At 57.2% G+C, this 17502-nt stretch carries 16 protein-coding genes; 4 read left to right on the forward strand and 12 right to left on the reverse strand.

The annotated features are described in order from the left end of the window. Window positions 1-20 precede the first annotated feature (20 nt). From ACIQJ2_RS24525 to ACIQJ2_RS24535, 3 genes are all read left to right on the forward strand, one after another. Window positions 21-1997, forward strand: a complete 1977-nt coding sequence (locus ACIQJ2_RS24525) for a primary-amine oxidase (protein ID WP_400671705.1) — start codon at window positions 21-23, stop codon at window positions 1995-1997. Then, window positions 1985-2836 carry a DUF2182 domain-containing protein gene (locus tag ACIQJ2_RS24530; protein ID WP_400671703.1) on the forward strand — a complete coding sequence of 284 codons (852 nt, stop codon included), beginning with the start codon at window positions 1985-1987 and terminating at the stop codon, window positions 2834-2836. The genes ACIQJ2_RS24525 and ACIQJ2_RS24530 overlap by 13 nt, the downstream gene beginning before the upstream one ends. A 142-nt stretch (window positions 2837-2978) precedes the next feature. Next, window positions 2979-4340: an NAD-dependent succinate-semialdehyde dehydrogenase gene (locus tag ACIQJ2_RS24535; protein ID WP_400671701.1), complete on the forward strand. Its 1362-nt coding sequence runs from the start codon at window positions 2979-2981 to the stop codon at window positions 4338-4340. A gap of 256 nt (window positions 4341-4596) precedes the next feature. Here the strand turns inward: ACIQJ2_RS24535 and ACIQJ2_RS24540 are convergent, their stop codons facing one another. The 8 genes from ACIQJ2_RS24540 to ACIQJ2_RS24575 form a co-directional block, all read right to left on the reverse strand. After that, a complete protein-coding gene (locus tag ACIQJ2_RS24540) occupies window positions 4597-5244 on the reverse strand; it encodes a glutathione S-transferase family protein (protein WP_199150329.1) in 648 nt (215 codons plus the stop codon). Beyond that, window positions 5241-5681, reverse strand: coding sequence for an SRPBCC domain-containing protein (locus ACIQJ2_RS24545; protein ID WP_400671697.1), 441 nt, complete (start codon window positions 5679-5681; stop codon window positions 5241-5243). The genes ACIQJ2_RS24540 and ACIQJ2_RS24545 overlap by 4 nt, the downstream gene beginning before the upstream one ends. Further along, window positions 5678-6016, reverse strand: coding sequence for a metalloregulator ArsR/SmtB family transcription factor (locus ACIQJ2_RS24550; RefSeq protein WP_199150331.1), 339 nt, complete (start codon window positions 6014-6016; stop codon window positions 5678-5680). Before ACIQJ2_RS24550 ends, ACIQJ2_RS24545 begins: the two co-directional genes overlap by 4 nt. Before the next feature lie 385 nt (window positions 6017-6401). Next, window positions 6402-6623, reverse strand: coding sequence for an Sf3a2-prov protein (locus tag ACIQJ2_RS24555; RefSeq protein ID WP_199150332.1), 222 nt, complete (start codon window positions 6621-6623; stop codon window positions 6402-6404). An 847-nt stretch (window positions 6624-7470) separates the two neighbouring features. Further along, window positions 7471-7698, reverse strand: coding sequence for a DUF982 domain-containing protein (locus tag ACIQJ2_RS24560; protein WP_400671694.1), 228 nt, complete (start codon window positions 7696-7698; stop codon window positions 7471-7473). Window positions 7699-8079: 381 nt separating this feature from the next. Continuing rightward, on the reverse strand, window positions 8080-8721 hold the full coding sequence (locus ACIQJ2_RS24565; RefSeq protein WP_400671691.1) for a lipase: 642 nt from the start codon (window positions 8719-8721) through the stop codon (window positions 8080-8082). Continuing rightward, window positions 8718-9314: a protein-S-isoprenylcysteine O-methyltransferase gene (locus tag ACIQJ2_RS24570; RefSeq protein WP_400671689.1), complete on the reverse strand. Its 597-nt coding sequence runs from the start codon at window positions 9312-9314 to the stop codon at window positions 8718-8720. Before ACIQJ2_RS24570 ends, ACIQJ2_RS24565 begins: the two co-directional genes overlap by 4 nt. After that, window positions 9311-10495, reverse strand: coding sequence for a lipase (locus tag ACIQJ2_RS24575; RefSeq protein ID WP_400671687.1), 1185 nt, complete (start codon window positions 10493-10495; stop codon window positions 9311-9313). Before ACIQJ2_RS24575 ends, ACIQJ2_RS24570 begins: the two co-directional genes overlap by 4 nt. A gap of 985 nt (window positions 10496-11480) precedes the next feature. Between ACIQJ2_RS24575 and ACIQJ2_RS24580 the strand changes: the two genes are divergently transcribed. Then, window positions 11481-11684: a CsbD family protein gene (locus ACIQJ2_RS24580; protein WP_163991165.1), complete on the forward strand. Its 204-nt coding sequence runs from the start codon at window positions 11481-11483 to the stop codon at window positions 11682-11684. A 421-nt stretch (window positions 11685-12105) separates the two neighbouring features. Here the strand turns inward: ACIQJ2_RS24580 and ACIQJ2_RS24585 are convergent, their stop codons facing one another. The 4 genes from ACIQJ2_RS24585 to ACIQJ2_RS24600 form a co-directional block, all read right to left on the reverse strand. Then, entirely contained in the window at window positions 12106-13116 is a 1011-nt protein-coding gene (locus ACIQJ2_RS24585) for an ABC transporter ATP-binding protein (protein ID WP_400671684.1), read from the reverse strand. Between the two features lie 64 nt (window positions 13117-13180). Beyond that, window positions 13181-15577, reverse strand: a complete 2397-nt coding sequence (locus ACIQJ2_RS24590) for a hypothetical protein (RefSeq protein WP_400671682.1) — start codon at window positions 15575-15577, stop codon at window positions 13181-13183. A gap of 121 nt (window positions 15578-15698) precedes the next feature. Further along, window positions 15699-16595 (reverse strand): carbohydrate ABC transporter permease, encoded by an 897-nt coding sequence (locus ACIQJ2_RS24595; RefSeq protein ID WP_400671680.1) that lies wholly within the window; start codon window positions 16593-16595, stop codon window positions 15699-15701. Further along, window positions 16592-17485, reverse strand: a complete 894-nt coding sequence (locus ACIQJ2_RS24600) for a carbohydrate ABC transporter permease (protein ID WP_400671678.1) — start codon at window positions 17483-17485, stop codon at window positions 16592-16594. Before ACIQJ2_RS24600 ends, ACIQJ2_RS24595 begins: the two co-directional genes overlap by 4 nt. Window positions 17486-17502 lie beyond the last annotated feature (17 nt).

Genomic DNA, 17502 nt, shown 5'->3' on the forward strand with positions numbered 1-17502 from the left:
AGGATTAAGGGGACAGAAATATGAATCAGACAGTTCACTCCGCCATAGCGCAAGCCGGTGTTGCCGCGCCGCCGCCGCCAGCTTATCTCCAGGCTCTCTCGCCGCTGACGGCGGATGAAATTCGCGTCGTCACGGCTGTGATAAAGGCGGATCCGGAGCTGGGGCCGGATGCGCTGTTCGAAAACATCGACCTGCGCGAGCCGACGCCGGCAGAGTATCGCGCCCATTTGGAGGGCCAGACGCTGCCCCGCCAGGCTCGCGTCAACGTCAATCATCTCGATCGTCCGGGCGTCTGGCAGCTGATCGTCTCGCTGACCGACAGGTCGATCGTCGGCCGCAAGCATTTTCCAACGGCGCGCGCCGGCTTTATGGTCGAGCAGATGCTGAGCGTCGAGGTCAACGTCAAGAACGATCCGCGCTTCATCGAAGCGTGCCGCAAACGCGGAATCGAGGACATGACCGGCGTCATCGTCGATTCCTGGTCCGGCGGCAATTTCGGGCATAAGGATGAAGAAGGCCGGCTGATCTCACATACCTTCTCCTGGCTGCGCGTCCGCGAGTTCGGAAACTACTATGCCCATCCGATCGAGGGGCTGAATGCCGTCATCGACGTCAAGACCGGGGAGGTTCTGCGTGTCGACGATTATCCCGATCATCCGCCGATCCCGATGACGCGCCATGACTACGATCCAGAATTTCTGCCCGCGCCCGCAACCCCGCTGAAGATACTCAATGTCGTGCAGCCGGAGGGTGTGAGTTTCACGATCGACGGTCATGCCATTGCCTGGGACAAATGGACGCTCGCCATCGGGTTTACGCCGCGCGAGGGCCTAGTATTGCATGACATCCGCTATGATGGGCGTTCGGTCGTTCGCCGCGCCGCCATTGCGGAGCTGGTCGTGCCCTATGGCTCGCCGCTTTACGGTCATGCGCGACAGAACATCTTCGATGTCGGCGAATACGGCTTCGGCAAGCTCACCAACTCGTTGAAACTCGGTTGCGATTGCCTCGGCACTATTCATTATCTCGACGCCGAGGTGAACGGCATCAAGGGAGAGCCGGTTACCATCGAAAAGGCCGTGTGCATTCACGAAGAAGATGCGGGAATTCTCTGGAAACACTGGGACTTCCGCACCGGTCGTACCGTATTGAAGCGCGGTCGCAAGCTGGTCATCTCCTCTATCTGCACGGTCGGCAATTACGAGTATGCACAATACTGGTATCTCGATCTCGCAGGCGAGATCGAGTTCGAAATGAAGGCGACCGGCATCGTCAATACAAATGCCTGCCACCCAGGTCAGCCGGATAAATACTCGACGGAGATCCAGCCGGGCCTCGGCGCGCCGATCCACCAGCACATCTTCTGCGCTCGCCTTGATATGGCGGTTGATGGCTCCGGCAACAGCGTCGTGGAGACCAACTCCTATATGGAGCCGACAAGCGAGACAAACCCTTACGGCAATGCCTTCCACGCGGAGGATACCGTCTTGAAGACGGAGCGCGCCGCCGCCCGCAGAGCGGACCTTTCCACCCATCGGAGCTGGAAGATAGTCAATCCCAACAAGCTCAACCACGTCGGTAGGCCGGTGGGATACAAGCTCCATGCACCCAATTGCGTGACGCCCATGATCCAGGAAGATGGCCCTTCGGGTGTCCGTTCGAATTTCATCCGCAACCATATCTGGGTCACGCCCTATGATGAGACCGAGCGCTATCCGGCGGGCGAGTTCGTTGCGAATTCGGATGGTTCAGGTGGTCTCGCCGAAATCGTCAAACAGGATCGTCCGGTTGAAAATACCGATATCGTTCTTTGGCATTCCTTCGGCCTGCACCACGTCGTGCGCCCCGAGGATTTCCCGGTACAACCCTGCATTTCCTGCGGTTTCTCCCTGGCGCCGGCCGGGTTTTTCGAGGTGAACCCCTCGAACAACCTGCCTGACACGGTCAACAATGCGAGCGTTCTTGCGGCGGATGGCTCGAAAGGATGCTGCTGCTGATCTCCTCAAACAAGGCAGCAGCTCACATGGCGGCTTCGCCTGACGAAGCCGCCATGTGCCCGACACCAATTGCGGATGATACTTCGATGCATTCGACGATGATGTTTCGCGACGCGCAGATGCAGGCGATCCTGTTTGGGATCGCTCTTGTGGCTGCGTTTTGCTGGTGGCTTCTGATCGTGACAATGCCGATGGATGGCATCGTCATTTGCGGCAGCAATGGTATCGGAACAGATATACCGGCGTGGAGCATGAGCCGAATGTCGAGTTTGCTTGGCATGTGGAGCATCATGACGCCGGCAATGATGCTGCCTGGTGCTGCGCGTGCGATAATACGGGCGTCCTGGCCGTATCGTGGCGAGCGAATGGCCTATGCGACCGCGACGTCCTTTGCCAGCGGATACCTTCTGATCATCCTGTCGTGCGGCATCATGGCTGCACTGGTGCAATGGGCCTTAGAGGCGACCGGCGCAGTGATCGACTGGACGACCATGCCACGCCCATTGCCGGGTGGTCTTCTGCTCTGCGCTGTCGGGCTCTATCAACTGTTTTCCCCGATACGCAGAGCACAACCGTTTTGCGAGATATCAACCGCTCGCGACGCGGTCGGTCGGGCCGCGATAGGCGAAGGTTTGCGGCACGGCCGCACCTGTTTCGGCCGTTGCATCGGCATGATCTGTCTGCAATTCGCTGGCGGCGCAATGAATATCGGCTGGATGATGTTTCTGACTGCCTGGATGGTGGTCGAAGCGGTTCTGCCTTGGAAGCAGCATGTCACCATACTGGCGGGGACAACCTTGCTTGTCGCAGGTGGCCTCTGTCTGAGGGGGGTATCTTGAGCCGCATATTCGTGCGGCGTCATCCCGCCCCGATCAGAAGGCGTCGCCGCAAGCAACCGGCTGGAATGGGCTCTGGCCCTCGCCGATTGCTTCTTCATGATTTTCAACAGTAGGGACCAACGATGTTCGGAGGAGAACATAAATGAGCTTTCAATCCTACAATCCCGCAACCGGCGAACTCATCGGAACTTATGCGGAACATGACGCTTCCGACGTCGAGCGGCTGCTGCAACAATCCCATCATACCTGGAGGAGCTGGTCCAAGACGCCGATCGAAGAACGCTGTGCCTTCCTCATTCGACTTGCCGATCTTTTGGAAAGCCGCGCCGAGGAATATGGCGCGTTAATCGTGTCGGAGATGGGTAAACCGCTGGCCGAAGCGGTGGGCGAAGTGAAGAAATCGGCCTTCGGTGCACGTCATTTCGCAAGCGATGGTCCAGCCTATATTGCAGATGAGGCCATTCCCGGCACACCTGGCAGGATCGTCTATCAATCCATCGGCCCAATCTTTGGCATCATGCCCTGGAATCTGCCGTTCTGGCAGGTGTTGCGGTTCTTCATCCCTGCGGCACTGGTCGGAAATACCGTCGTCGTCAAGCATGCCGAAAGCGTGCAAGGCTCCGCAGCGGCGATCGAGAAGCTTATCCTCGATGCGGGTGCTCCCGCAGGCCTCTACACAAATCTCGTCATCGATCGTCGTCGGGCGCCGCAGATTATCGGCGATCCGCGCATCGCGGCCGTCACCGTGACTGGCAGTACTCAAGCAGGGCGTTCTGTGGCGCAACAGGCGGGTACGCTCGGCAAGAAGGTCGTGCTGGAACTTGGCGGTTCGGATCCGTTCATCGTGTTTGCCGATGCGGATTTTGATAAGGCCGTGCAGATGGCCGTCGTCTCGCGTTACTCCAATAATGCGCAAAGCTGCATTGCCGCGAAGCGGCTTTTTGTGCAGGAGGGGATTGCAGATCGGTTCATCGCCGCCTTTTTCGAGGCTGTGAAAAGGATCCCGGTGGGCGATCCGATGAGATCGGAGACGAAGCTCGGACCGCTGGCGCGTAGGGATATTCACCAGACCGTCGAGCGTCAGGTGAAGGATGCAGTTGAGGCGGGCGCAACAGTGCTGGTGGGCGGCAAGTCAATTGAAGGACCTGGAAATTTCTATGAGGCGACGGTGCTATCAGGTCTTCCACATGACGCTCCGATCGCCAGGGAGGAGTTCTTCGGGCCGGTTGCAATGCTGTTTACGTTCAAGGACGAGGAGGATGTCATCCGTCTTGCCAATGACACGGAATATGGTCTCGGAGCGACCATTTGGAGCGGCAATTCCGCACGAGCCGAACGTGTCGCTGCGCAGATTGAGGCCGGAGCCGTATTCATCAATGACTTCGTCCGATCCGATCCTCGCGCGCCTTTCGGCGGGATCAAAGGATCCGGCTTCGGCCGTGAACTCGGCGGCCTCGGGGCGCGTGAGTTGACAAATGCAAAGCTCGTTTGGAAAGGCGCTTAACGCCCGCTTTCCCGCGTCATCGGCCGAGACGAGCATATTGCCGTTTCGGCCCAACTGAACCGTTGGGGAAGGAACCGAAGCACTGAAATACCGGCTAAGCCCAGTGACCGAAATGAACTCAGTCGCTCCATCGGACCGGCCGCCTCCGACTATAACGGACGCCACTAGCGAGATCGGGGCACGGATCACGCTGGTGGCTGGGATCTTCGGTCGACGTGGACAATAGAAAACGACGAATGACGGGGCAGCGCACGGTTCAAGCGGCGTCTGCTGCAGCGAAGTGAGCCATCTGATCGTCGTATGCTTTCATGAAAGCCGGCCTGGCCACCAGGCGCTTGACGTATTTGTCGCAAGCCGGATGATTTGTGAGCCCGTCGAACCGCTCGACCTGTCGCATTACATCCGCCATCAGCAGGTCGGCCACGGAAAATCGGCCACCGACCAGCCATTCGCGCCCGGTGAGCACTGTCTCCATTCGATCAAGTCTCGCTTTCAGGAAGTCGTCGACGAACTTCGCTTCGGGCGTTTCGCCAGGAAAGCCCATGAACCGGAACAGTGCCCACGGCTGGCTCGGCAAGTCGACCGAGTTGAGCGCGGCGATAACCCACTCCAAGACTTCGGCTCGTCCGCGAGGATCGGTGGGCATGAGCGCCGGGCTTTTTTCGGCGAGGTACAGAAGAATCGCGCCGCTTTCGAAAATAGTGAGGTCTCCGTCGGTCAGCCACGGGATCTGGCCGAAGGGTTGTGCAGCGAAATGGTCAGGGCCACGATCTCGAAACGGCGTGCTTTTCACCCGATAGGGCAGCCCAGCCTCTTCCAGCGCCCATCTCACCCGCAGGTCGCGCACGAGACCGCGCGGCAGTTCGGGCACCCAGTCGTATGTTGTCAGGATCAGGTCGGTCATCGATCAACTCCAAGGAAGACGGGAAGTTTGTCGAGAAGGCCGTTCCAGCCGTCCTCGTGACTTGTGCGGGCTTCTTCGTCGGGCAGGTGCTCATGGGTTAGGGTCAGCACGGTTCCTGCGTCGAATGGTTCAAGCCGGAATGTCACCAGCGATTTCGGGTTGGAGGTTCCGGGCAAATCCCAGGTGAATGCTAGGAGTTTCTCGGGAATGACGTCTTGATAAATCCCAGTCGGGTTATGCTCGTCGCCGTTGAGGAGCCGGAACACCACGCTAAAGCGGCCACCCGGGCGGACGTCGGCGACGACATTAAGGGTCGGACCGGCATCGGGCCCCCACCACTGCATCATGAGCTCAGGTTCTGTGATGGCCGCCCAGACCTTTGCAGGGGTGGCCCTGATCCGACGCACGATCGTAACGCTCGGAAGGCGGTCAGTCATTTCGTATCATCCTCTTCCAAGAGCGTTGTGAGCCGATCAAGGCTAACGGCCCAAAGGCGCTCGTACTGGTTGAGCCAGGCCATGGCTTCCTGCATCGGTGCGACCGAGAGATTCACAGCAACGGTGCGGCCGGTCTTGGTCCGTGTGATCAATCCAGCATCGGTCAGCACGTCCAAATGCTTCGTCATGCCGGGTAGTTTCAGCGAAAATGACTGGGCAAGCTCACTGACTGAAAGTCCTGGCTGGTCCATCAGGTGTTGCAGGACGCCACGCCGGGTTGGATCGGACAGTGCCCAAAACGTGCGGTCGATGGATGATATCTGATGCTTCGCCATGTAGCGAAGTATTGATCATTTGCGGTGGTGATGTCAACCTAGGAATGTCTTCACCAAAATCAGTCGCGTTGGCGACGGTCAATCGAGCGCATCCGGAAGCACTTCGTCGTCCCGTCTTTGCCAAACGGAATCAGCGCGAGTTGTGGGCTCGAAGTTCGCTCTCGAAAATGAGCGGCTTGCGCTACACCAACATTTCAAAATTAGTATAGCTCATGTCGATATGCGGGGAATTTGCCCTGGGCGATCCCCCAGCGTGAAAACATATGCCGAGCGGATTGGTCTTAACTGCCACCACAATCGCGGCCGCCGGGCGTTCCGGCAATAAACCAAAAACCAATAAATTAGGCCGATCAGTGATCAAGCCGTCTCGACTGAGACCATCAGCCTATCGTCCCGGTGGCTTATCGTTGCTTCTGATCTTTTGTGCGTCTAGCTGGCCGTGCTCAAACGACTTGGCGGCGCCGCTTCCTTCGGGATAAGGATTTCCCTCTTTCGGATGCCTTTGTTTGCCGGCGTCCGCGCCTCGCTCATATGCCGCGGCATTGCTCGTGCGAATTTGCTTTGTATCCGATGTGCTCGGTTCGATTGGCTTTTCTTGCTTTGTCATGGGTTTATCCTCTTCCCACTATTGTTGCGCGGGTGCCGCTGTAGTGGCGGCGTGTGGCGTAGTTGTGTTTGCTGGAAGGTTGGAGTAAGTGGGGGTGATATGTGGCCAGAAGCTCCAGCTCAGCGCCGCAACAACGATAATAATGCCTATCGCGATCCAGGACATCCAGGGCTGCTGTGGTTCAGGAGTCGTTCTAAGGTCTGGCTTCTGTCTGTTGATACCATTGCTCATCGCAGCACTCCTCCGATATATAACCTCTGACCGTATCAAAGGTTCCAGACCAGCTGAGGAATGGTTTGGATGCCGTAGTTTTCATATCGTTTCCAAACCTTCGTACATAGGAAAGAATTGACATTCTCGGTTGGATACCCGCATTCGCCAATTCTCCCCGCAGGACCGCAGACTACGCGAGCATCACCTGTCCTCTCACGTTGTATACCCGCGCCTCCCAGTTGAGATGGACAATTGCATCGCCGAGACTATCGATTGCGCGCGGCCGATCATGAGGTCTAGATCGAACTCCCGATGCCTCCCTCTCAAGTGCTGTTCCCATTTTCATCTCCGGAAACAGATCACGATGGACGAGCTTTTCACACCTAAAGCGAAAGTCGTCATTCTTCTTGGGGCTCCCCTCGGCAGGTTGCGGGAGGCTTTGAAAGCTATCGTGCCTCGGACGCCTTACGGCAATGTTTGGGGCAGCGATTCCCGTTCTTGACGTTGAAGGGCTCTCCAGACGTGAATATTGTCCCGACGCCCCGTTCACATACAGCGAGCATTGGAGCACGAGGGAGGCGGCGCGTTTCTTGCGCGCCGTGACGGCTTCGATCGAATTGATACGCTGTCGTCCTCAGTCTTCGGAAAATGCAATGCTCGCTTCATTCAATGCTGCAATGAACGCCCGACGGGCATCGATCCATTCGCGTTTTCCGTCAAAAGCCTCGAGGAGAACAGCCTTGGCGGTGGTGAAAGCATGACCGCTCGAATTTCTTGGCCAATGGCTGAGCAGAAAATCGGTCGCGCCCTCGGTGCTCTCGATGACCATCTTCTGGCCAACCTCGTTCGTCTCGACAGTCACGGATCGTTTCCACCATTGCATCGCGATGCTCCTTTCAGGAAGAACGGCCGCCGTTCAATTCGGTTCCCCGCGGTTCCCGTTTCATGGTTCTCGTTTTGAGCGATCATCGCCAGGCCTCGACGCTGTCGCCGTGGCAGAGGCAGAAAGTATCCGCCAGCCGCAGCCGCAACTTGCCCATTGGTCGGCCACCAGCGGTGCCGCTGGCAAGAGGCGGCCGAGTGATCAGCCTCGCAATGTCGGATAGCCCCAGCTTCCCTTCAATCGATCACGAGCCCGATCGAACAGATTGGCGGTGCTCAACTCGCAGATCTCAAAGAGCGGGGCGGTGGTCACCTAGTTCTGGGCTCCAGGCGCGATCGGTTGGCATCCCAACAGCGGAAGCTATTTGGCAACACGACGAATATCACGGACGACTGCATCCTGGAGAGCATGCTGCTTCTCAATGTTGAAGTGATTGACGCGCAAGTCGCCAGAGCAGTCACGATTGTCCAACCTTCCCTTGAAACGGGGACCGCCTGATAATGGAAGCCCCCAGCTGCGGCTGGCGAAATAGAAATTTACCGCGCGTTTCACATTTCCCGGCAGTGGATCGGGGCTGGTGGCAGCAAATGACGCGATGTAATCGACCTGGATATTATTCTTCTCCAGCGCTTCAGCCAAAGAGACGATAGCGTTTGCTCCAAGTGAGTGGCCAACAAGAGCAATAGGTTGCCTTCCGTATTTCCGGCGATCGGCGACAATTTTTTCCGAAATCGATCGCCAGGCCGTGAATGCCTCGACATGCGCATCGATGCCTGCCGCCTGCAGCTTCCTGCCGATCTCGTCGAGGCCTGTCGAGAAAATGTTCGCCAGGCCGCGCAGCAGGTAGACTTCCGGCTGCCCTCGATTGCTGCTCCTACCCAGTGCAATCTTCGATTTCGGGTTTGCGTGGGCTTCCAGGCCCAGGAATGCGAAGGCAAGAGTTGAAACCAGCAGAGATCGGCGGGTTGCTGCAGGCTCTAGGGCTATCTTCGGCTTTTTCATCGGATGGGCGACCACGGTTTCGGAAGGATGCGACCGGTGTGTTTCGCATAGTCGTCATAGGATGCACCGAACGCCGCACGCATCATGGCCTCCTCATTGGGAACACGCGAGAAATAGAGAACGGCAACCCCGGCCAGACCGGCCATGCCAGCGATCGCATTGGGCAAAAGACAGGCTTGCGCGATTGCCCACAACCAGAACGAAAGATACATCGGATGCCGGACATATCTGTAAAGTCCGTCCGTTACGAGCCTGTGCTCCTGGCGAATCTCCAAGGTAACCGACCAATTTTTCCCAAGCTGACGATGACTGGCGTAAAACAGGCACAGGAACGCGGCTTCAACGAATAGACCGATCCAACTAAGCCATGGTTGAAAAGGATAGCTGGCAAATGCCGGAAAGCCTGTCGCGACAAAAATGATCGGAATGACAGACAGCCCGATCGTTGCCGCTGCAAGAGCCAGTCGATCCCCCAGCGTTTTGGCGTTGCTGGCCACCCTTGTTTTGCGAGCCCGGTTCTGATGCGGGACACGAATGGCCACCCATGCGATAAGGCTGATCGCCCAAATGATGATTGCCAATTTTGGCGTCATTCCACGCTATCCTTGCACCTCAGCAATCCGCCGACAATAGAGCCCTGCACTCTCGTGCTCAAGTCAATCGGGCCGCAGCAAATCTGAAAGAAATCATACCAATAGGGTCTCGTATTCGCGAATATGTATTGATAGTGCACCCGAAAGAGATTCTTCTTTATCCGCTCATAGGTGTCAGGCTCAACCATGTCTCTTACTTTCACCGTTCGAACGATTGGAAAAGAGCCATCGACCTTAGACTTCAGCCCCATTTCCTCGACGGGGTTGGTCTTATAGAAATTGATCGCGTCGGTCAGGCATTGGATCTCAACCCATCCGAATTTGTCGTTGTCGGCCAGGCGTTCCACCGCTTTCCGGAAATTCTTGCCCGCAGGATGATATCCGGCTTTCAATGCCGTCGATCCCAATGTCAGGAGTACGACCCTACCGGCAAGGTCTGGAAACAGGCTGTCAATCAAGAGACAGCGAGCGGCCGCATCAATCATCAGCATGCCACCGGTGCTGTGCCCGATCAGAATGACTTCGTCGTAGGAGCCGGCACGCACGCGAGCAACGATCTCTTCGGCAAAACGTTGAAGGAGCGCATCAGCGTCCGGCCGCCTGCCGCGGATGAAATCGAGGGAGAACGACCATAAGTCCATCAGATGGCTGACCGCCCATCGCTTTCCGAGGATCCACAGCGCCACGCCAAAGACCAATGTTCCGACCAGCCAACTTGTCGATCCGAGCCCTCGGACTGTGACCTGCCTTGCCGCGTAGCCGGCAAACAAGAACGATGCGAGCATGATAAATGGATAGAGAAAATAAAGGCCAAAGCGCCAGGCTCGAGCAAGGAACCGCAGCGCCGCTCCTGAAATTACGAAGTCCGCAAATGTCCATAGATAGCGGAGCAACCTGACGGGCAGCGGTCGCGCGAAGTCAGAAAGCACCATCTCATCAAGACATAGAAAACTGAAGTCGGTCGTCGTCGACCATCCATCCTTCGGCGCGTGTGTGACGATGGCGACCTTTCCGACGGCATTGTCTCCACCATCCAGAACGGGGGAAACCACAGTCTGATATCCCCAAAGCGTATCGAACCGGGAGATTTCTTTGCGCAGGCGATCGAAAAAGGCTGTTGGCGTTTTCGGGTCGTAGCCGCCAATGAAGAACACGGCTCGCTTTTGGACCGGCTGATTCATTTGAAAACCGTAATCAGCCGATCCAGCACCGTCAAGGTCGCAAGCTGATGACGGCGAGGGGAGGGTAACGGCAAACAGGCGGGCGGGACTATGATAGCCGTTCTGCCGTCAATTTCCGGCGGCGCGGCAACGAGCCAATCGTATGTGCTATCCGCGTTCGCTACAACAAAGGGTCGCGCCGAGCCAAACGGTCGACCCGCTTTGGTAAGGACGGTACGCCAAGTCCTGTCCGCGACACCTTGACGACTGCTATCGGTGCTCGTGACATCGCAATGCCGCTTTCCGAAAAATCTGGACTTGCCAGTGATCGAACCAGCGATGAGCGCCTCTGCTGCGGCCACATTGCTTGCCTTCTGTTCCAATTCAAACGCTCTGCCGTTGGCCATTCGTCCCTCAATTGCTGCTTCGAGTCGAGATCGCCAGCCTGTATCCGGTCTGCCGGCTCTCGGCGGAAAGAGGGCGTGTCAAGCGCAGCTCCCCGTTCGCCGTCAACACGCGATATTTCGAATTGTTCCCAGCGCAACCTTTGGGGCATAGCCGCGTCATGAAACCACCTTGGGCCTTCGTCATCCTTCATCGCGGCTCGCGCTTCCCGATAAGCGCGCGTGACATGTTGCACATCCGCGCGTCCTGAGCCGCATTGTAGTTTCCGCTGTCGTCTCCTGGACTGGAATGACGCAAATCGAGGCGTGCCGCCCACATCCGTATTGGAAGTGCCCGCCGCGGATAGGGTCTTCTAGGTCTCTTACGGGTCTGATCGCATTTAAATTTGTTAATCGGTTTGGGCGCGATAAGGCAGATTAAAAATGCTCTCGGCCATTTCTCTCACTCGGTGCCGGTCGGCGACAGCCCGCGCGTTTGAGCGTGCCTGAATTTCTGGAGAAGGGCGGGAAGTAATCCTGCCGGCTGCTGAAGCGGCCAGATAAATACTGAACAATCCGAGGCTTCGCGCATTGAGATATGCAACCGAAAAGGAGAAGTACTTATGGATTGGAATCGCGTGGAAGGTAACTGGAAGCAGGTTAAGGGCAAGATCAAGGAGCAGTGGGGCAAATTGACAGATGATGATCTGGAAAAGATCGCCGGCAAACGAGACCAGCTCGAAGGCAAACTCCAGGAACGATATGGCCTTCAGAAGGATCGGGCAAAGTCGGACATCGACGATTGGTATGGCCGCCAGAAATGGTAACAAATATCAAGGCCGGCAATGCCGGCCTTCTTTTCACCGGGGTGAACGTTCGTCGGAGGTATGAGATCCGGATGTCGCTGCTTATCCCTTCTAAGAGATCTATGACTTGGAATAAGGGCACAATCGGATCCGGCGCCTTGTGCATCCGCTTGCTGGATTTCAGCCGATAGGTTGTCAACGATGGCGCCGAAGTGTTCACGCTGAAAATTTGCAGGCCTGTTTGCAATTTGTTGAGTAGGAGTTCTCGGTTTGCGGCGGCTATCATGGTTGCGCGCTGACATGAATCCGCATCGCCTCAACGGCCAAGGAAGAGAGTCTCCCGAGAGCCGTTCGGTGAATGGTGGAATACATAATTAAGCGCTGTGATGCGCGAACGGGTTGCCGGTTCGAATGCTATCAATAGCATTGACGGCCCCAAGACCTAGGCCGGCTCATCTGGGCATGCCGTTCCATTCGCATCGAATTTATGCACTTTGCCGACTGACGGCGTCAGGTAAACCGTATCACCGTGGGTTGCCTCAATCTCGCCGTCGGTGCGCACATTGATCGCCCCGTGATCGGTATGCACATGCAGGAATGTGTCCGAGCCAAGACGCTCGGTTACGCCTACCTTTCCCTGCCAGTCACCCCGGTCTCTGGAGATGATGACGTGCTCTGGCCGCACGCCGATGGTCGTCGCTCGGTACCTGTCTGCAGCTGGGCCTCTCAGGAAATTCATTTTCGGAGACCCGATAAAACCAGCGACAAAGAGATTTTTCGGGCTTCGATAAAGGTCCAACGGAGATCCAACCTGTTCGATGTTCCCGCGGTTGAGCACGACGATCCTGTCTGCCATCGTCATGGCTTCCACTTGGTCGTGAGTCACATAGATCATCGTCTTCTTCAAATGTTGATGCAATTCTGCGATCTCCAATCGCATCGTGCCTCGTAGCTCGGCATCGAGGTTGGACAATGGCTCGTCAAAGAGAAATGCCGATGGCTGACGCACGATCGCCCGGCCAATGGCAACACGCTGACGTTGACCACCGGAGAGCTGACCTGGTCGCCGCTCCAGATAGTCGGAGAGGTTGAGAACACGTGCCGCATCCTTGACCTTCCTGTCGATATCCGCATGGCTTTCTCCGGCCATCTTCAGTGGAAAGGCGATGTTCTGCGCCACCGTCATATGCGGGTAGAGCGCGTAAGATTGGAAGACCATTGCGAGCTTGCGCTTGACCGGCGCCTCATGGGAGACGTCGCGGCCATCGATCCAGATACTACCACCTGTGGGCGCCTCCAGCCCGGCGATAAGGCGTAGGAGCGTGGATTTGCCGCAACCCGAAGGTCCGACAAACACGACGAATTCTCCGTCGTCGATGTCGAGATCGACGCTGGGGATGATCGTCAGAGACCCGAAGGATTTGGTGAGCTTGCGGAGCTGGATTTTACCCATTTTTTTCTTTCACTGCTTTGATTATTCGGGAGATTCATCTCTGTGAGCGGTCGCGTGCGGCGCACTATGTTGTCGAAGAACTTGTCCGAGCCCCCGACACCTCGTATTTCGCCTCGGCCGCGAAACCGGGATGGACGATGACGGGGTTCGCAAAAGCCGAAGCGTGAACACGGGCTTGTTCCGGATCAAAAGCGCCATGTGTCAGGATCCCGTATCTCAGCTTGTGGAGACCCTGTTGGACGAGCGGAAAATTGGTGTTCCAGTAGTTGTTCATCGGCCAGGCCAGCAACAGCGGATTTGCGCTGCGCGGGATGGTGTCGAGGGGTGGGCCGAAGTGGAACGATCCCGCCATTGCCATGGGTGCATCAGGGCAGAACAATGTCGCGCCGCGAGTCGGTGTATGGATCGAAACGAACGACTCGGTCGTAAACCAGTTTCGGCAGGCGCCAGGCAATTGCTCTTCATCGAGCGCGATGGGGAGCCCTGCGGTGTCAAAATGGCAGGCCCAACCGGAAGCGAGATTAAGGGGAAACGCAAAATAGATCGCTTCGGGATTGGCGTAGGCAACCTTATCGATCTCACATTCTACGGCGATGGTTGAAGCATCGGAGCGCAATGTTATCCGTTGGTAGAGACCATTGGTGCTCGGCGCGTCAAACCAGCGATGCAACGTGACGCTGAAAGGGGTTCGCGTCACTTCGCATCGGCGAAGTCTTGCCGCTCGCTCGCGCACTGCCCGCCATGGCTTCCAGCAGGATTGGTCCAGCATTTCGCGATCAAGGTCGCGATCGTAGTAGGCTTCCCTTCGACCGTCGATCAATGCATCGGGGCGTTCACGCACGAAATCAAAGAACTCATAATCACCACCTGCGGGACACACGTCCCAATCGAGGACCTTGTCGTGCAAGCTGAGAATGCGTCCGGTGACGGGATCATAGGCCAGGCTGTGCGTCGGCGATTCTATCACGGCGTGCCCGGTCCGTGCGATGTCCAGGCGAACGTTGTTGAACGCCCGAAAACTTGCCGGCGTTCGTCGATCCTCATGGAAGATGCCGGGGTCGTCTGCTGCCGGCTCAAGGTCGGCCAGTGGCAGGCGCACAAAGCCGTTGGCGGGAACCTCGAAGGGACCATATACATCCACTTCGCCGATCGGGTCCGGCTTGAACCGCTCGGTCCGCAGGCGCGGCCCGGGTTTGCGCCAGGCAGAGGGAATCTCGACATATTCGGTGCGCGGGAGAGGTGATGGGTTGAAGACGAGGGCGTGGTCTGGTGCCACTTCGGAATGAGGTGGATTTTTCGCGAGTGTGTCGAGTTCATGAACGAGTACATATTTTGCCAGTTCACCTGCCTCGAAAGCGGGAGCCGCTTTCAGGTGATCCTGGATCGAGCAGGCATCGCCTTGCCCATGCGTGTCCCAGTAGGTCCAGGTGTGCTCGTCGAAAAGGTCCAGCAGGTCGCGGGCGCGATTGGCGGCACGCGTCACCGCGCGAGACCTGTTGTCATCAGAGATTTGATCGGCAGTAGCGAGTGCGCGCTTCGCCGCGCGGGACCGGCTGACGAGCGATGCTGTGCTGGCGCAGCCGAAGTTCCAGTAGTCAGTCCAATCTCCAGCAAGGAGTGGTAACTCATCGCTCGGAATGATACGGATTCGCTCCGCCAGGTCCTCGCTGGTGATATATCGAATTTTGGGCTCGCGCCCCGTCTCGTTCCACTTGCGGATGAGGCCTGCGACGGCCGGATTGGGGGGGGCGTTGTCCCACATTTCCGGCGCGGCTGTTGTGGTCAGATAGAGGAAATCATGCGGATATCCGATCCGTTCGAGGTGTCCGACATACTCCGCCAGACCGCGCTCCATCGATTCCAGCGAGCGCTCCCAGGTGAGCAGGATTTGATCGAACATCGTATAGTGTTGGCCGTTCATGACGCGTAATTCGCGCCCCGACGGTGTCTGCCACCGGAAGATGCCCGGTCGAGGGGCGACATGATTGCCGAGATGCCGGTTGACGGCCATGATGAGCAGGTCGACGCCGTTGTCGAGCAGCAGGTCGGCCAGGGGCCAGGGTACGCCATTGACGTCATGCTGAAGAGCGGTGTTGATCCGCGCACCGAGCCGTCGCCGAAGCTCAGTCGCGGGCACCAATTGCCGAGCGAGTTGCTCGGCGCCGTTGAGAGCAGTGACATTGTACTGCATGGCGCCAACGGCAAGACGGCCGTCGGCGACCACTTGTCTGAAACGTGCCTCGTCGGAGGTGCTGGCAGTCTCAAGCCATTTTAGAACAGGCGCAGTCACCTCGCATGTCCACTTTGGCCTGCTGCCCTCGGGCCAGTCGGTAGTTTGCTCCAGCAGTTCTAGCGCGAGATCGATGTATTCGCGATGCAATTCCCAGACAATAGGCTGGCTGTGGGTATAGCCGACGTCCAAGTGACTGTGGTGAAGTACCAGGATTTCCTTAAGTGGCATCTTTTGTCCTATGCGAAAATGCGCAGTGGCCCGTCAGTCTCAATTGAGGACTGGCTGGTTGGAATCGAATTGTTGACGCCGGTCCGGAGGAACCGGAATGTCGGGCTTGATCAGCCTGACTTCACTTCACAGCGCCGCTGGTGAGGCCTGCGATGAATTGCTTCTGTGCAAGCAGGTAACCCGCCACGGGAATGGCAGCGGCGAGGAACATGATCCCAAACACCTGTCCGTAATCAGTGGAGTAGGTTCCAAGCGCTTGATAGATGCCCGTGGTGATGGTTTGGCCCTGGAGCGGGCCGAGAATAAAGAGCGGATTGAGGAAGTCGTTCCACACCCAAAGACCGATGAAGATGCCGACGGTTGCAGTCGCCGGACGAATGAGCGGCATGATAATGGTCCACCAGATGCGCAGATCGCTTGCGCCATCCATGCGCGCCGCCTCGATGAGTTCGCGTGGCACTGTTCGGAGGAAGCCCACATAGACAAAAACTGCAAAGGACATGTAGCCGCCACCGATGTTGGAAAGGATCAGGCCGAAATAGGAATTTGCGAGACCCAGCTGACGCAAAAGGGTGACGATCGGCGGCAACACCACCTGTGGCGGCACCATGAGCCCGAGCGCAAATAGGGCCAGAAGTGCGCTCTTCACGGCGGCGCGCTGCAGCGAAATCCAAAAGCTGGCAGCCGCCGCGAAGGGAATGAGGATGACGAGTGTGATGCCTGTCACGAGCGCTGAGTTCATCAACCCGAGTTGAACAAATCGGTCTGGTCGTGAAAGTGCCTTGATCAAATTGTCGAGCGTGAACGGTGACGGCAGTGCCAACGGATTAGCAAGGATTTGTTCCTGGCTCTTGAACGCACTCGCCAGCGCAATGTAGATCGGCATGACGAAGGCGAAGGTAATGAGCCAAGAAATTGCCAGGTGCCCGGCACCGAAGAATTTGCGCTGCCCGGCCGTCGTGCGTTGCTCATCGGGTGCAGATAAATTTGCCGCCGCATGCTTCAAGATCACGTTCACAGATGTGCCTCCCGGCGCCGAAGAATACCTGACGTTCCGTATGAGATCACTGCGGTCAGCACGAGCAGCAGCATCGCGATGGCACTTGCGTAACCCAGGCGGTTGCCCGTGAACGCAACGTCGATGAGATAATATGCGATGGACTTGGTCGCGTTTGCGGGGCCTCCGCCCGTCAACACTGCGATGACATCGAAGAGTTTCAGCGTCGTTATGAGACTGAGGGTAACGCTGATCGTCATGCCGGGGGCGATCATTGGTAGCGTGACGTGCCGAAAGCGGTTCAATGCTCCGGCGCCGTCCATGCGGGCGGCCTCGTAGAGCTCCAACGGCACGGATTGTAGTGAGGCCGTGTAGATTACGGTCGCAAATGCCGTGGTGGTCCAGCTGACCACGACACAGATCGAGAGGGTCGCGAGGGAGGGAGTTCCGATCCAGGATATGGCTGTATCGGTAAGGCCCAAATTCTGTAGTGTGACGTTCAGCAGCCCGTTCTGGGTCAGAATGCTCCGCCAGATGAAGGCAACGATAACTCCCGACAGAATCTGCGGCAAAAAAATCAGCGTGCGCATCAGTTTGTAATTGGCTGTGGAGCGATTGAGGAGCAAGGCGATAAGCAGCCCCAGCACGTTCGATACGATTGCGACGAAGACGGTAACCGTCAGCGTGAAGATGAGACTGCGCAACAAGCGTTGATCGTGCGCAAGGTCAATATAGTTCTGGAAACCGATGAAGGAGCTCTCTCGCCGCAGCGGATTGCGATCCGTAAAACTGGTCAGCAAGCTCTGTAGAATTGGATAGATGAGGAAAATCGCATAAAGCCCGATTGCGCACGAGGCGATAGAGGCAAGGCCAATCGATCGGCGCCAGGTGGTGGCTAGCTGACTGGTCATGGCAGTCCTTTTTGAGG

It is taken from the genome of Rhizobium sp. NPDC092011 (assembly GCF_044756305.1).
Lineage (GTDB): Bacteria > Pseudomonadota > Alphaproteobacteria > Rhizobiales > Rhizobiaceae > Rhizobium.

Excerpts from the sequence above, each read along its gene's own strand:
- ACIQJ2_RS24525 (WP_400671705.1), top strand. The coding sequence starts at position 21 with ATGAATCAGACAGTTCACTCCGCCATAGCGCAAGCCGGTGTTGCCGCG.
- ACIQJ2_RS24530 (WP_400671703.1), top strand. The coding sequence starts at position 1,985 with ATGCTGCTGCTGATCTCCTCAAACAAGGCAGCAGCTCACATGGCGGCT.
- ACIQJ2_RS24535 (WP_400671701.1), top strand. The coding sequence starts at position 2,979 with ATGAGCTTTCAATCCTACAATCCCGCAACCGGCGAACTCATCGGAACT.
- ACIQJ2_RS24540 (WP_199150329.1), bottom strand. The coding sequence starts at position 5,244 with ATGACCGACCTGATCCTGACAACATACGACTGGGTGCCCGAACTGCCG.
- ACIQJ2_RS24545 (WP_400671697.1), bottom strand. The coding sequence starts at position 5,681 with ATGACTGACCGCCTTCCGAGCGTTACGATCGTGCGTCGGATCAGGGCC.
- ACIQJ2_RS24550 (WP_199150331.1), bottom strand. The coding sequence starts at position 6,016 with ATGGCGAAGCATCAGATATCATCCATCGACCGCACGTTTTGGGCACTG.
- ACIQJ2_RS24555 (WP_199150332.1), bottom strand. The coding sequence starts at position 6,623 with ATGACAAAGCAAGAAAAGCCAATCGAACCGAGCACATCGGATACAAAG.
- ACIQJ2_RS24565 (WP_400671691.1), bottom strand. The coding sequence starts at position 8,721 with ATGAAAAAGCCGAAGATAGCCCTAGAGCCTGCAGCAACCCGCCGATCT.
- ACIQJ2_RS24570 (WP_400671689.1), bottom strand. The coding sequence starts at position 9,314 with ATGACGCCAAAATTGGCAATCATCATTTGGGCGATCAGCCTTATCGCA.
- ACIQJ2_RS24575 (WP_400671687.1), bottom strand. The coding sequence starts at position 10,495 with ATGAATCAGCCGGTCCAAAAGCGAGCCGTGTTCTTCATTGGCGGCTAC.
- ACIQJ2_RS24580 (WP_163991165.1), top strand. The coding sequence starts at position 11,481 with ATGGATTGGAATCGCGTGGAAGGTAACTGGAAGCAGGTTAAGGGCAAG.
- ACIQJ2_RS24585 (WP_400671684.1), bottom strand. The coding sequence starts at position 13,116 with ATGGGTAAAATCCAGCTCCGCAAGCTCACCAAATCCTTCGGGTCTCTG.
- ACIQJ2_RS24590 (WP_400671682.1), bottom strand. The coding sequence starts at position 15,577 with ATGCCACTTAAGGAAATCCTGGTACTTCACCACAGTCACTTGGACGTC.
- ACIQJ2_RS24600 (WP_400671678.1), bottom strand. The coding sequence starts at position 17,485 with ATGACCAGTCAGCTAGCCACCACCTGGCGCCGATCGATTGGCCTTGCC.